Origin of the sequence: Melghirimyces thermohalophilus (assembly GCF_900102685.1) — a bacterium.
GTDB classification, from domain to species: domain Bacteria; phylum Bacillota; class Bacilli; order Thermoactinomycetales; family DSM-45169; genus Melghirimyces; species Melghirimyces thermohalophilus.
Genome location: NZ_FMZA01000001.1, coordinates 16,119 through 29,528 on the forward strand (window position 1 = coordinate 16,119; position 13,410 = coordinate 29,528).

Annotated in this window: 17 protein-coding genes and 1 riboswitch; of the genes, 14 read left to right on the plus strand and 3 right to left on the minus strand. The window is 53.3% G+C overall.

The features are described from left to right. Positions 1-42: 42 nt before the first annotated feature. The 7 genes from BLP91_RS00075 to BLP91_RS00105 all read left to right on the plus strand — a co-directional run bounded on the left by BLP91_RS00075 (position 43) and on the right by BLP91_RS00105 (position 4,222). A complete protein-coding gene (locus tag BLP91_RS00075) occupies positions 43-525 on the plus strand; it encodes a COG2426 family protein (RefSeq protein WP_091565182.1) in 483 nt (160 codons plus the stop codon). Between the two features lie 62 nt (positions 526-587). Then, the gene (locus tag BLP91_RS00080; RefSeq protein WP_091565185.1) at positions 588-932 is read left to right on the plus strand and encodes a DUF488 domain-containing protein; all 345 of its coding nucleotides are present in this window, start codon (positions 588-590) and stop codon (positions 930-932) included. A 28-nt stretch (positions 933-960) separates the two neighbouring features. Next, positions 961-1,260, plus strand: a complete 300-nt coding sequence (locus BLP91_RS00085) for a 2Fe-2S iron-sulfur cluster-binding protein (RefSeq protein ID WP_091565186.1) — start codon at positions 961-963, stop codon at positions 1,258-1,260. A 66-nt stretch (positions 1,261-1,326) separates the two neighbouring features. Then, positions 1,327-1,431, plus strand: a riboswitch (TPP riboswitch). A gap of 75 nt (positions 1,432-1,506) precedes the next feature. Beyond that, positions 1,507-2,121, plus strand: coding sequence for a thiamine phosphate synthase (locus tag BLP91_RS00090; RefSeq protein WP_091565189.1), 615 nt, complete (start codon positions 1,507-1,509; stop codon positions 2,119-2,121). After that, positions 2,114-3,247, plus strand: coding sequence for a glycine oxidase ThiO (gene thiO, locus BLP91_RS00095; RefSeq protein ID WP_091565192.1), 1,134 nt, complete (start codon positions 2,114-2,116; stop codon positions 3,245-3,247). Before BLP91_RS00090 ends, thiO begins: the two co-directional genes overlap by 8 nt. A gap of 5 nt (positions 3,248-3,252) precedes the next feature. Then, positions 3,253-3,456 (plus strand): sulfur carrier protein ThiS, encoded by a 204-nt coding sequence (gene thiS / locus BLP91_RS00100; protein WP_091565195.1) that lies wholly within the window; start codon positions 3,253-3,255, stop codon positions 3,454-3,456. A 4-nt stretch (positions 3,457-3,460) separates the two neighbouring features. Continuing rightward, complete coding sequence (locus BLP91_RS00105; protein ID WP_091565197.1) at positions 3,461-4,222, plus strand: thiazole synthase; 762 nt, start codon at positions 3,461-3,463, stop codon at positions 4,220-4,222. A 157-nt stretch (positions 4,223-4,379) separates the two neighbouring features. On the opposite strand, the gene ftsW is transcribed toward BLP91_RS00105, so the two are convergent. Further along, a complete protein-coding gene (gene ftsW / locus BLP91_RS00110; RefSeq protein WP_091565200.1) occupies positions 4,380-5,549 on the minus strand; it encodes a putative lipid II flippase FtsW in 1,170 nt (389 codons plus the stop codon). Positions 5,550-5,677: 128 nt separating this feature from the next. Between ftsW and rodA the strand changes: the two genes are divergently transcribed. The 3 genes from rodA to BLP91_RS00125 are packed head-to-tail and all read left to right on the plus strand — an operon-like array spanning position 5,678 to position 7,427. Beyond that, the gene (rodA, locus tag BLP91_RS00115; protein WP_091565203.1) at positions 5,678-6,826 is read left to right on the plus strand and encodes a rod shape-determining protein RodA; all 1,149 of its coding nucleotides are present in this window, start codon (positions 5,678-5,680) and stop codon (positions 6,824-6,826) included. Between the two features lie 57 nt (positions 6,827-6,883). Next, the gene (locus BLP91_RS00120; RefSeq protein WP_091565205.1) at positions 6,884-7,156 is read left to right on the plus strand and encodes a hypothetical protein; all 273 of its coding nucleotides are present in this window, start codon (positions 6,884-6,886) and stop codon (positions 7,154-7,156) included. 58 nt (positions 7,157-7,214) lie between these two features. Then, a complete protein-coding gene (locus BLP91_RS00125) occupies positions 7,215-7,427 on the plus strand; it encodes a DUF1540 domain-containing protein (protein ID WP_091565207.1) in 213 nt (70 codons plus the stop codon). A 62-nt stretch (positions 7,428-7,489) separates the two neighbouring features. Here BLP91_RS00125 and BLP91_RS00130 read toward each other — a convergent pair whose 3' ends face one another. Further along, the gene (locus BLP91_RS00130) at positions 7,490-8,722 is read right to left on the minus strand and encodes a cation:proton antiporter (protein WP_091565210.1); all 1,233 of its coding nucleotides are present in this window, start codon (positions 8,720-8,722) and stop codon (positions 7,490-7,492) included. A gap of 688 nt (positions 8,723-9,410) precedes the next feature. On the opposite strand from BLP91_RS00130, the gene BLP91_RS00135 reads away from it, so the two are divergent. The 4 genes from BLP91_RS00135 to dacB all read left to right on the plus strand — a co-directional run bounded on the left by BLP91_RS00135 (position 9,411) and on the right by dacB (position 12,439). After that, entirely contained in the window at positions 9,411-10,076 is a 666-nt protein-coding gene (locus tag BLP91_RS00135) for a zinc metallopeptidase (RefSeq protein ID WP_091565745.1), read from the plus strand. Positions 10,077-10,185: 109 nt separating this feature from the next. Further along, on the plus strand, positions 10,186-10,716 hold the full coding sequence (locus BLP91_RS00140; RefSeq protein WP_091565219.1) for a YhcN/YlaJ family sporulation lipoprotein: 531 nt from the start codon (positions 10,186-10,188) through the stop codon (positions 10,714-10,716). A 111-nt stretch (positions 10,717-10,827) separates the two neighbouring features. Next, on the plus strand, positions 10,828-11,091 hold the full coding sequence (locus tag BLP91_RS00145; protein WP_091565221.1) for a DivIVA domain-containing protein: 264 nt from the start codon (positions 10,828-10,830) through the stop codon (positions 11,089-11,091). 1 nt (position 11,092) lies between these two features. After that, on the plus strand, positions 11,093-12,439 hold the full coding sequence (gene dacB / locus BLP91_RS00150; RefSeq protein WP_091565224.1) for a D-alanyl-D-alanine carboxypeptidase/D-alanyl-D-alanine endopeptidase: 1,347 nt from the start codon (positions 11,093-11,095) through the stop codon (positions 12,437-12,439). On the opposite strand, the gene BLP91_RS00155 is transcribed toward dacB, so the two are convergent. Further along, positions 12,436-13,344 carry a C40 family peptidase gene (locus BLP91_RS00155; RefSeq protein WP_091565228.1) on the minus strand — a complete coding sequence of 303 codons (909 nt, stop codon included), beginning with the start codon at positions 13,342-13,344 and terminating at the stop codon, positions 12,436-12,438. The two genes, dacB and BLP91_RS00155, sit on opposite strands and share 4 nt — an antisense overlap. Positions 13,345-13,410: the final 66 nt, after the last annotated feature.

Below are 13,410 nucleotides of genomic sequence, written 5' to 3' on the forward strand. Positions count from 1 at the left end.
TATAAAGATTGTTTTGGTGTGGGAGAGGAGATTAAGTCATTCATGATAGAATGGTTAGCCTGGTTTCCGAAAGAATTGCAAGTGCTGTTTATGGCAGGTATGCCCTTTATCGAACTGCGCGGTGCCATTCCCTTTGCCACCCTGATTGGACTCCCATATAATCAGGGGCTTCTTTTCGGCATAATTGGAAACTTGCTCCCCATCGTTCCCCTCCTTTATTTTTTTGAGCCTTTGATGAAACGACTGTACCGGGTTTCCCCCCGGTATCGACGCTACTTTACAAAGGTTCAGGAACGTGCAGTCAAGAATGGTGGTAGCATCCGAAAGTACGGGGCAGGTGTCGGCTTATTTCTATTTGTCGCCATTCCTGTGCCGGGGACGGGAGCTTATAGCGCTTGTTTTGCCGCCGCTTTTTTTCGGGTGCCTTTTTGGGTCGCGGTCAGTTCGATTTCGTTGGGAACGGTTTGTTCGGGGCTTCTGTTCGCCACCCTCAGTCATTATGTAGCTTGGCTGTTCGGAGGGTGATCGATTTCCCGTCCGGCACGGAGGACAACAGGGCAAGGCCGTTTCTCGGAGGAGGATTCCCGATGAAAATTCGGACCAAACGGGTATATGAACCACCGTCTGACGATGATGGCATCAGGGTGTTGGTGGACCGGCTTTGGCCCCGGGGGCTGAGCAAGGAAAAAGCTCGAATCGATCTTTGGGCCAAGGCGTTGGCCCCGTCTTCCAGTCTTAGGAAACGCTTCCACCAGGATCAGGATTATGATGCCTTCCAACGGGATTATCGGGACGAGATCGACCCTGAAGAGCTGGACCGCTTGATGGGACAGGTGGAGGGAGAACCGGTGGTGACCCTCCTGTTTGCCAGTAAAAACAAATGGGAGAATAACGCACAGGTATTGAAACAGCTGATGCAGGAAAAATCATAAACGCTTCACGATCGCTGGAGGGATACAGATGCCGCAGGTGGAAATCAAAATTGGACCACAGGAACAGTCCTTTGAGTGCATGGAGGGGGAAAATTTACTTTATGAAGCCATTTCTCGTTCCATCATGATCCCCTTCAATTGTACTTCCGGCCGTTGCGGCACTTGCCGGATCCGGGTGCTGGAAGGAGCGGAGAACCTGAGTGAGATGGGGGACCGAGAAGCGCTTCGTCTGGGTGAAGAGCGGATCGAGCAAGGATTCCGCCTCGCTTGTCAGTCCTATGTATTCGGGGATGTCCGGGTGGAGGTTCCCCAACCCCGATTTTATTAAAGTGCTTTTCAGCAGTTGACGCCCTTGGACCTGATTGATAAGATAATGAAAACTCCATCATTTCCACGGTACCACTGGGGGTGCACGGGAAACGTGCTGAGAGAGGCTGCGCCTCAACCCTTTGAACTTGACCTGGATGATACCAGCGTAAGAAAGTGGGGGCCGACCGTACGCTTGACATGAAAGTGGTTAGCGACCGGTATCCCCGCGGATACCGGTTTTTTGGTGGGAAAAAGAGGTGAGATCATGGGGGAACTTCACTGGGTAACCGGGCCCTCAATGACCCTGCCTGAGATTCTCCGCATCTCACGTGCCATCCATCCCTGGGTGGATCGAATCCATCTAAGATTGAAGTCCGCCCCGTCGGAACAGCTTTACCATTGGGGGAAAACCTTGCTGGAGGTAGGAGAGGTGGATTCGTCGCGTCTGGCGATCAATGGAGACCCCCAGGTGGCTCAAGCCCTGGGATGCGGTCTCCATCTGCCGGAGGATTATCCCGGGGAAGCAACGAGACAGAGTGAACACCAGATTCTGGGGAGATCGGTTCATTCCCCGTCATCTGCAGTGGCTAAGGAGAGCGATGGAGTCGATTATCTGTTGTTTGGTCACGTGTTTGCGAGCCCCTCCAAAGCGGGGCTGCCGCCTAAGGGGCCCGATCGGCTCCGTGAGGTGGTGAAAGCAGTTCGTCTCCCGGTGATCGCCATCGGAGGGATTACGGTGGATAGACTTCCGCAGCTGGCGGGTACGGGATGTGCTGGGGTGGGGGTCATCTCCGCCATCGCCGATGCGACGGATGCGGGATTGGCAGCTCGGGAATTGAAAGAGAGTCTAACATCGTGGGAGAGGAAGAACCATGGCTGATCGACGTAAACCGGAAGTAGCGGTGATCGGTGGCGGAGTAATCGGTACATCGATCGCCTACCAGCTGGCCAAAAAGGGAGTAGAGGTCACTCTGCTGGAGAAAGGACGTCTTGGAGGAGGGGCCTCCAACGCAGCGGCGGGCATGCTGGGTGCTCAGGTGGAGAGTGATTTTCCTGGACCGATGGTGGAGCTGTGTCTGGAAAGCCGCCGGATGTTTCCCGCTTTGTCCCGTGAATTGAAAGAACGAACCGGTCTGGATATCGAGTGGAATGGATCGGGCCTGCTTCGGCTCGCCGGTGATTCGGAGGAAGCGAATCAACTGGAGGAGCGGGGCAGGTGGCAACGGGAGCGGGGGGAACGGGCGGAATGGTGGAACCGGGAAACGCTCCGTCGACGGGAGCCGGATCTTGATTCTTCCTTAGTAGGTGGTTTATACATACCCGACGACAGCCAAGTGTCCGCCCCCCGGCTCGTACAAGCCTTCTCACAGGGAGCAACCCTGCTGGGGGCGGAGTTGTTAGAAGGTGTGGAAGTACAAGGAGGAGTCGTAGACCGTGGTCGCGTTTTGGAACTGACCACATCCATCGGAAGATTTAGTCCGGGGAGTGTGGTTCTCGCTGCCGGCGCTTGGGCGGGCTTTTTGGCTGGCGAGCTGGGTCTAGATCTACCCGTTGTGCCGGTAAAAGGGGAATCCTTGGCTGTCCGACCGACACGGCCGCTTTTTGATCGCACCCTGTTCGGGAATGGGTGCTACCTGGTACCCAAGGCAGACGGTCGGGTGATCATCGGTGCGACGGAAATCCGGCAGGATTTCACACCCGGTGTCTCGGGTGAGGCGATCCAAACTTTGTTGGCCGAAGCTTTTCGACTGGTGCCAGAGCTCCGGGAGGCGGAATGGCTGAGGAGCTGGTCGGGTGTGCGGCCGGGGACGGTGGATGGCCTCCCCTATCTGGGGGCGGCCCCCGGCTTTACAAATTTGTGGATCGCCGGCGGTCACTTTCGCAACGGTATTCTGTTGAGCGCCGTCACCGGCAAGGGGATGGCTGATCTGATCACGGAAAATCCGGTGACGACCTTTACACCCTTTTCACCGGAACGGGTGATGGTCAGCATGAAAGGAGGTTGAGTCACATGCAGATTAGACTGAACGGTAACATGGTGGAACTGCCTGATGATGTTACCACAGTTGCAGATCTGATCGGATATTGTGGATTGGAGGAACGGGTGGTTGCAGTTGAGAAAAACCGGGAAGTGGTGGAATCGGATCTGCATCAGGATACCCAGCTAGATGACGGGGATCAGGTGGAGATCGTCCAATTTGTGGGAGGAGGATGAGTCTTTGTTAAAAATCGGTCCATATGAAGTGGAATCCCGTCTTCTGTTGGGAACCGGAAAATTTGAAAATTTGGACCTCCAAGCGGCGGCGGTGGAAGCGTCCGGCACCGAGATTCTCACCTTTGCCCTGCGTCGCGTCAATCTGGAGCGTCCGGAACCTGATGCATTGGCACATGTGGACCGCTCCAAGCATCGGTTGTTGCCCAATACAGCCGGAGCGAAAACGGCGGAAGAAGCGGTCCGTTTGGCTCGACTCGCCCGCGCTTCCAAACTGAGTGATATGGTGAAAGTGGAAGTGATCGGCGATGATGAAACACTGCTCCCGGATCCGGTGGGGACCTTGGAGGCGACCCGTCAGTTGGTGGATGAAGGGTTTATCGTCCTTCCCTATACCAGTGACGATCCGGTATTGGCCCAACGCCTGGAAGAGGCGGGAGCCCATGCGGTGATGCCCGGTGCTTCACCGATCGGCTCAGGACAGGGGATTTTAAACCCCCTTCACCTCAAGCTGATCATCTGCAGGGCGAAAGTCCCGGTAATCGTCGACGCCGGAATCGGTTCTCCTGCTGATGCCGCGGCGGCGATGGAGTTGGGTGCCGACGGCGTCCTCCTCAACACGGCTGTCTCTGGAGCTAAGGATCCGGTGGGCATGGCCCGTGCCATGAACTGGGCCGTTAAAGCCGGTCATCTCGCCTACCAATCGGGACGCGTTCCCAAAAAAGAGACAGCCTCTGCCAGCAGCCCCACTGCGGGGTTGTTGGATTGATGTAACTTCATGTGGCGACTTCACACAGCCTGTTCAGGGCTGTGTTTTTTGTGCCAACATCGATGCCCTACTCCCCCTTGATGTGTGTGGTCACATGACTTAATGTCAACAAATCCGCCCTATAAAAGGAGCGGATTTGTTGGATATGTTGATACTTTTAAGTTTTCAGTTGACTTGGCGATGGGGAAGAGGGAACCGGCCGCAGGTGAGTTTTGTTTCGACGGTTGCGGGCTGGAAGGGTGTGGTAACGTGAAAGATTTAGAAGGATTCCCGCCGCCGACATGCTGATCATCAGGGAGGACCCCCCATAACTGATGAAGGGCAGGGGCACTCCGGTTACCGGCAATAAAGCGGTGACCACGCCTAGATTGAGGATCGCCTGCAGTGCGAACATGGTGACGATTCCGATCCCCAACAGGACTCCGAATTGATCGGGTGCCTTCAGCGCGATCCGAATGCCTCGGATGACAAAGGCGATCAATAGACCGATCAGGAAGGCTCCGCCGAGAAAACCCAATTCCTCCGCAATGACGGCGAAGATAAAATCCGTCTGCGGCATGGGCAGATAAGCCAGTTTCTGGATGCTGTTGCCCAAGCCTTTTCCGATTAACCCGCCGGGACCGATGGCAAAGAGGGACTGGATCGTTTGGTATCCGCTTCCCGTCTGATCTTTCCACGGATCGGTAAAAATCAATAGACGCTCCAAGCGGTATCTTTCAAACATCATCACCCACACCAACACTGGCAGGCCGGCGGAGGCCAGCAAGAGCAGGTGTTTCACGCGGGCCCCTGCGCAGTAAATGATCGTTAGACAACTCCCGATCAGGATGACCGTGCTGCTGAAATGGGGTTCCAACACGATCAGGGAGCAAATCAGGCCGATCACAATCAAGGGAGGCAGCAACCCCCGCCGGAAGCTATGTAACATCTCCTGTTTTTTAACCATGATCGACGCGGTGTATATCACAGCACCTAGTTTGGCCAGTTCGGAGGGTTGGAAACCGATCGGACCCAGCTGCACCCAGCGGCTGGCTCCGTTTACCGTTTCTCCGACTCCGGGGACAAACACCAGGCCCAAGACCACCAAACTCCCGAGAAGAATCGAACCCACATGTTGTCGGTACAAGGTGTAGGGAATGTTGGAAAAAAGAAAAAACAGGAAGATGGCGCCGATGGCCCAGATCAGTTGTCGCTTAAAATAGTAATAGGCATCGTCATGCTTGATCAGCCCATCGTAATAGCTGGCGCTGAATACCATCACCAGACCGAAGCCGACCAGTAGAAAAATAATCAACATCATCCAGAAATCAGGTTTGCCGCGTGACATAGCAATCTCCTTCACTGTTCAGATGTTTCGAGGCCTTGCCATTTTGGCGGTACCCAATCGGCCGGAGGGTGCGGTATACTGGTTATGTACACCATTTTATCACGTTGGAATCGGGTGTTGTCCTTAAGATGAAGCTGTTTCGCATCTTTCGCCGATTGGATGTTCCGTTGCTTTTGTTGATTCTGATGTTGGCGGTTATCAGCATTGTTGCCATATCAGGTGCTACCCACTCCTCCGATCCGGGTTATGTTGAAAAACAGGTGTATTGGTACCTCTTAGGAATTCTTTTTTTGGTGGCTGTACTCCTGTTTGATTATCGGGTATTGGCCAAGGGAAGGTTTGTTTACGTCCTGTATGGGCTGGGGATTTTGCTTCTGTTATTGGTGTTGATTCCCGGCGTGGGCGTCACGGTCAAAGGGGCCCAGCAATGGATTCGGATCGGAAGCTTTCAGATGCAGCCTTCAGAGCTGATGAAGCTGTTTCTGATTGTCACACTGGCCAAAGTCGCCTCGGAAATCAAGTGGGTCCCCATCCGCAATTGGCGGGATATCGGTAAATTACTCAGTCTGTTCGCGCTTCCGTTTCTGCTGATTTTACAACAGCCCGATCTGGGTACGGCCATGGTGCTGACCGGTATCACCGGCAGCATTCTGTTGGCGGCAGGAGTGGATTGGCGCTTCTTATTGACGGGTGTGGCCGGCGTTGTCCTGTTGATCGGCGGGGTGATGTTCCTCTTTTTCACCGAACCCTCCCTGCTGCGCACCGTTCTTGCCGACCATCAGATGGAACGGATTGAAACCTTTGTCAATCCGGCTTCCGACCCGGGTGGAGCCGGTTATCAGTTGACCCAATCGATGATCGCCGTCGGATCGGGGCAGTTGGACGGCAAAGGATTTCAGAATGGCACCCAGGCACAGGGAAAATGGATTCCCGAGCCCCATAACGATTTCATCTTTGCTGTCTTTGCGGAAGAGTTCGGCTTTATCGGCGGGAGTTTTTTGCTGACTCTGTTTATTTTTCTCGTTTACCGCATCCTGCAGGTGGGCATCCGGAGTGATGACCCCTATGGCTCCTGCATCACGGCAGGGGTTGCTGGTATGATCGTGTTTCAGGTATTTCAAAATATCGGCATGACCATAGGTTTGCTCCCGATCACCGGTCTTCCCCTTCCCTTTATCAGTTACGGGGGGAGCTCACTGATCACGCAGATGATGGCGATGGGGCTGGTGCTGAATATCGGCATGCGGAAAGAAGGGGATTTCTTGTTTATGGACTGAAGACCCGGCAGGCTGTGGTATAATATATTATCTAGGGTGCATGAAAGGAGGTCCAATATGAAAATCACCAGTGTGTTGCTCAATATCAAAGAAGAAGATTTTGACCTTTATGAGGAAGAATTGAGGCGGCTGGGATGGAAAAAAATGGGAGGACAGCCGGTCTTTCGTAAAACATATGGCGAAACCGAAGTGGAAGTGAAAGAACATATCCCCACCTTCAGCGCCGATGTCTACCTGACCGTTACCGCCCGCAACGAAAACGGGATTCACTATGATAATGTCACCAAGATCCTGCAAGAGTTACGGGAGGCGGACAAAACCCCGGATTAATTCGCCAGCTATACTTGGCCTGTCTCTCGTCCATAATGAGGGACAGGAGGTGAAGATAATGCCCGAAGTCAAGTGCAGTGTAGCCAGCTGTGTTTATTGGGATACCGGGAATAATTGTGGTGCAGATGCGATTATGGTGGAGATCGATGAACATGCCGACCGAAAGTTCCAGGAGACCATCAATGGAGAACCTGTGGACACAACTCATCAGGATTACTCCGCCAAGCAGTCAGCGGAAACCTGTTGCCACACCTTCAAACCGAAACATTAACCTCCGAACAGTGAAAAGCACCCGCATGCCAGTGCGGGTGCTTTTCTGCGTTTTCATTTAGGTCAGGAGTGCTCGTTAGCTTCTTTTTCGCCACGGTTGAAGACAGCTTTCAATGCCGGCGGGGTGACCAGGGTGGTGAGCAATACGATGATCACCGTGACGGTGAATAGTTCGTTATCGATCAGACCCCGGGAGAACCCAATGGAAGCGACGATCAAACCAACCTCCCCCCGGGCGATCATACCGGCACCGATTCCGGTGGAACTTCTCCAGTCAAAACCGGCCAATTTGGCACCGATTCCGGAACCGACCAGCTTGGTCAGGATGGCGACGATGCTTAGAACAACTATCAGGAGGATGGTCTCACCGGTCAATCCGGCCACATCGGCGCTAACCCCGATACTGACGAAGAAGATCGGGACAAAGAAAGAGAAGGAGACGATTTCCACCCGTTCAAACAGTTCCGTACGGAATTTGGTCATGCTGAGCATCAAACCGGCGAAATAAGATCCGACGATCCCAGCCATGCCAAACATCTCAGCCCCGTAGGCAAAGATGAGGGCGATAATAATTCCAAACGTGAGCACCACTTCCGTCGTCATCAAGTTGGCCGCCCATTTGAACAGACGGGGCAAAAGATGACGTCCCAGCAACAGAGTCAGCACGAAGAAGAGGACGATTTTGACGAGCAGGATGACGATATCCAGGACACTCCCGCCTCCACCGCCGCTGGCTGCGACTCCGATGACGATTGATAAGGTGATAACGCCGAGGATATCATCCAACACCGCCGCACCGAGGATGGTAGTCCCCTCTTTACTCTGCAGTTTTCCCAGTTCCCGCAGGGTTTGCACCGTAATACTGACACTGGTGGCCACCAAGATGGTGCCGATAAAAATGGCGGTCGTTGAGTCGTAGCCAAACATCCGTCCGAAGACAAAGCCCATGATCAAAGGAATGATTACGCCGCCGATGGCGACGAGGGTGGAGCCGTAAGCGGACTTTTTAAACTCATCCACATCGGTCTCCAATCCGGCCAAAAACATAAGCAGAATAACCCCGACATCTGCCAGTTCTTTAATCAGGCCCGGGTTATCAGGGTCGACCGTGATCCAGCCGAGCAATGCAGGACCGAGAACAATACCGACCAGGAGCTCTCCGAAGACGGCCGGTTGTCCAAATTTCTTGCTGAAGTGGCCCGCCAACTTGACGGCAACCAGGATAATCACCAATTCCAACAGAAAGTGAAAATCCTTTACCTTTTCAAAGTCGATAAATTTCTCTATCAGGTCCATCTTCTACCTCCTTTAGCGATTCCCTCTCCATTTTATCAGAATTTCATCTGATGTTCACTTATAGGTGAATAGAAGTTCATTGGATATTTACATTTGTATGTACCTGTTATATTCTACAGAATAACAGGTGCATACGGAGGGATTACCATGGGTAAATCCAATATTGGAATCTGGATTGTTTTGCTTCTTGCGGTGATCCTGATCGGTGGTATCGTGATGAATTTTGTGACCGCTTCTTGAAAAATGCCTGTGCGTACTGAAGGGAAAATCACTTCCCGGATCCGAGTATGCTATAATCTGATTGGAAGCCTGCCGAGATGAGGTGTGGTTGGATGCTTCGTAACCTTTCCTCTTTGGCTTTAACCATCTGGTTGATTCTGTTTCCCTTGGGTTGGGAGGTTGCCCTTTTGCCCCCGTTCTTTCCGTGGAAATGGCAAGAGAGAGTGTTGGGACAACGGATCATCCTTACGAAAAAGAGAGTACGCACCCGTCATCGGATTTGCTTCCGGCACCTGACGTTAAGGTGTGACCATATACAGTATCGGCTAAGAGGGATTTGGACTATACCTCGCCAATACCAGGGAGTCACCTATTAATCCCTCCCGTGCCGTTACCATAAGCATGAACGGAACTATTGACCATCGAATCATGAAAAAGGAGAAATGTGAAATTGAACATCAACCTGATCATGCTTCTGCTCGTTTTTGCAGCTTTCGGATTGGTCATTTGGGCCCAGTTCCGAGTGAAGGGCAGCTTTAAAAGATGGTCTAAAGTTCAGGCGTCCTCTGGTATGACGGGGAAAGATGTCGCCCGGAGGATCTTGGATGACAATGGCCTCACCGATGTGCCGGTGGAACCGGTCCAGGGTAAACTGACCGACCATTATGACCCGGTTTCCCGGACGGTACGGCTGTCAGAGCCGGTGTATTACTCCGATTCCATCGCCGCTGTCTCTGTGGCTGCCCACGAATGCGGTCACGCTGTTCAACATAAAGAAGCTTATGGAGCACTCGTGCTTCGTCACCGGATGTTTCCTGTGGCCAATTTCGCCTCGGGCATCGCTCCGTTTTTGTTGATCGGAGGATTGCTTCTGCAAGCAAGAGGCCTTTTTGGTCTGGGGATTCTGCTGTATGCGGCAGCGGTCGCCTTCCAGGTGGTTACGCTGCCGGTGGAATTTAACGCTAGCAGTCGTGCCAAGACGATTATGGTACAGAAAGGCTTCATCCGGAACGTGGAGGAGCGCGGGGTGAGCAAGGTGCTGAACGCCGCCGCCCTCACCTATGTGGCGTCGACGCTGTACGCTCTGTTGGAGCTTCTCCGCTTTGTGTTGCTCTTCCTCAGCAGCGAAGAATAAAAAGATATTTGATCATGAGCCGCCGGATGACCGGCGGCTATTTTCGTACATATTTTTTCTGGGCCGGCGGATACTAAGGTCGACTCTTCCATAAAGGAGAGAAGGAACAATGCGAAAGAGAATTGCAGTATTGGCTGCCATCGGCCTAGTGCTGACCGCCGGCTGTGCGACGCAGCAAAAGGGAGGACAGCAAGGGCAGGGGCAACAAGGACAGAACAATACGCAACAGGTTCGTAATCAGGATAACCGCATGGGCATGGAACGGGTACGGGAAGGAGGAGAAAATGTCCGGCAGCAGACGGGTCAGCAGATGCGAGTAGCCGATAAAGTGGCTGATTCCGTCACCCGCTTGGATTCCATCGATTCCGCCACGGTGATGGTGACGGACGGGAACGCTTATGTCGGTGTTGTCATGGACAAAGATTATGACGGGGAATTGACCTCCACCATTAAAAACCGTGTGTCGAAACGGGTTCGTAAAGCGGACAACAGCATCGATCAGGTATTTGTTTCCGCCAACCCGGACTTCGTCAGCCAATTGCAGGATTATGCCCAGGATATCCAATCCGGTCGTCCGGTCTCCGGTCTGATGAAGCAGTTTACCGATTTGGTGGAACGCACTTTCCCCGCCGCCCGTTAACCCAACAGGAGATCCGCCCTGGTTGAGACCAGGGCTTCTTTTTTTTTGGGGGATTTATCGGTATGATAAGATTGATAAGTGGAAGGTCATCCAAAAAGGGGAGGAGTTCAAATGCGTTTGACACCAAGGGACATTTTTAACAAGGATTTTAAAACGTCCATCCGGGGTTATGACACAGATGAAGTTAATGAATTCCTCGACCAGGTGATCCGCAGCTATGAAGATGTACTGGCAGAAAATGAACAACTGAAAAAAGAACTGAAGAAAAGCAAACAAAACTCCATGCGCCATAACCGGGTGGATGGAGAACAGGATCGGATCATTCAAGATATCTTGAGGCGGTTGGAACGATTGGAGCAGGTGGTGCGGCGGTAACATGTCCGGCACGGGGCTGGATGATCAGTTGCGATCGTTGTTTCATCGCTGGGCCGATCAAGAAGGGGAAGAAGGGGCGAGGGTGGGATGCGCACTCCTTCACTTTCCAAGTGGTGATCGGTGGAGCTTGGATGGGAATAAGCGATTTGTGCCCGCCTCTAATAATAAAATGTGGACCACAGTGGCCGCTCTCGGAGAGTTGGGTCCTCACTTTCGTTGGGTAACCCGGTTTGCTTCTGATGGACGCCAGTTGTGGATCCGCGGGGGCGGGGACCCCACGTTTGATCAATCAACGGTTACCGCCATTGCCCGCTCCCTCTGGAAACAGGGGGTGCATCAAGTGGCGGGTCCGGTGGTTTTGGATGATAGCTGGAGCGAGGATCCTCCTTGGGGAAGGGGCTGGATGTGGGACGATCGCACCCAAGGGTTTGCGGCGCCGGTTCACGCCCTCAATATGGAGAGGAATCGGATCACCTTTCAACTGGATCCCGTTGAACAGAAACCAGTGGTGCGTCGTATACTTCCGCGCCACAGCCAGGCGCGTGTCGATGTCCGTCTGCGTTGGACGGGTACCGCTGACCCGGAAATTCGCATTTTTCGTACGGATTTTAACAGACGGTATGTGTTGGAGGGAGAAGTTTCTCGGGATGAACCGGAAGTACAGGCGGCGGTGGAGTCAGGGCCCGAATTTTTCGCTGAGGTGTTTATCGGTGCGCTCCGGGAACAGGGAGTCCGAGTGGCTGAGGATGTCCCTGTGATCCGGGGCCCATTTGCGGAGAGGGCCCCGATACAGTTGCAGACTGAATCTGCTCCGCTGTCCAGCCTGCTTCCATCGGTTAACCGGGACAGCGATAATCTGGTGGCAGAGATCCTGCTACGCACCTTGGGAATAAGGGATCGGGGGCGTCTGTCCCAAGAAGGAGGGGAGCGCCGGGTACGAAAGTATTTTCATGATCGCCACATGCAACCTCCGACGGTTTATGTGGACGGATCAGGTTTATCCATGTACAACCTGTCTACTCCTGAAGCATTGCTGGAGCTTTTGATCTGGACACGGCGATCGGCTCCCCAATTTGGCTTGTGGTTGGACAGCTTGGCCCGTTACGGGCGGACAGGAACATTGAAGGATCGTCAGCCGTTGCTGTCCGAAGGGGTGGAGGTAGCGGCCAAAACCGGCTCATTGACCGGTGTGAAGTGCCTTTCCGGGTACCTTATAGCTCAAGAGGAACCGGTTGTCGCATTTTCTCTGTTGATCAATGGCTTATTGAAGGAACAAAACGGGGAAAAGCTGCAGGATCGATTCCTACAGCTGGTCTCCTCTCGACTGAGGAATAAACCTTTCCCTTAATCAGTCTCATCTCCCTGGTAGCGAGTCCCCCAGCAAAACTCCCTGTGATAGGGCTCGGTGGTCAAAGGATCGATGCGGATCGGGTGGCCGGTACGAGGGGAATGGATAAAAAAGCCGTCCCCGATATACATGCCTACGTGATGAATCGCACCCTGACCCTGTTCATAAGCAAAGAAAACAAGGTCCCCGGGAGCGAGGTGTTGTCGGTCGATTCGCTTTCCGTACCTGGCTTGAATGCCGGCATCCCGGGGGATTTGAATGCCCCCTGCTTCAAAGATTCGAAACATGAAGCCGGAACAGTCAAAACCATAAGCCGACATGCCTGCCCACAGATAGGGAAGTCCTAAAAATTGTTTGGCGATTCGGATTCGATCCTCTGGGGGAGCTAATTCCGGCTTGTGCCCAATAATGGCCTGGTCGGAAGGGAGTCGGCCCGTTCCTCCCTCAGGGGTTCGAACCAGTATCTCTTGCTTCCCTTCCTCGATGACAGGCAGTTTGGTCATAAAAGAGACGGTTTTTTCTTCGCCTGAACGGAGCTTTACAGAGGCGTGGCTGGCTGTTATCCAAGCCAAGGGTCCCCGGTTCCAGCGCTGGTGGTAATCGGAATCAAAGGTGAGTTGAGCCGAAGGGACCCAGCCGGGATACCCCCGTTTATCTTTCGGTGTGATCTGTCCTGGCAGGCAGACCTTTGACCAGGGGCCTTGCTCTTCCAACACCAGCACCGGCTCTCCATAAAGGGACTGGGATTCCATCCGGTCGACCAGATCCAGCCGGTCTGATAAGGTCATCTGAAGCCAACTTTCGATGTGGGCCGGATGCTCCAAAGAAGGCTTGTCGACATCCCGAACTTGCCCCGGATCCCGCCACAGATTGACAAAAGGTTCGCTTACATAACGCGTTTGCACAGAGTCACCCCCATCAAAAAGACCTCCCTTGAAAGTTTAATACAAAAGAAGGATCAAATGTGGGCT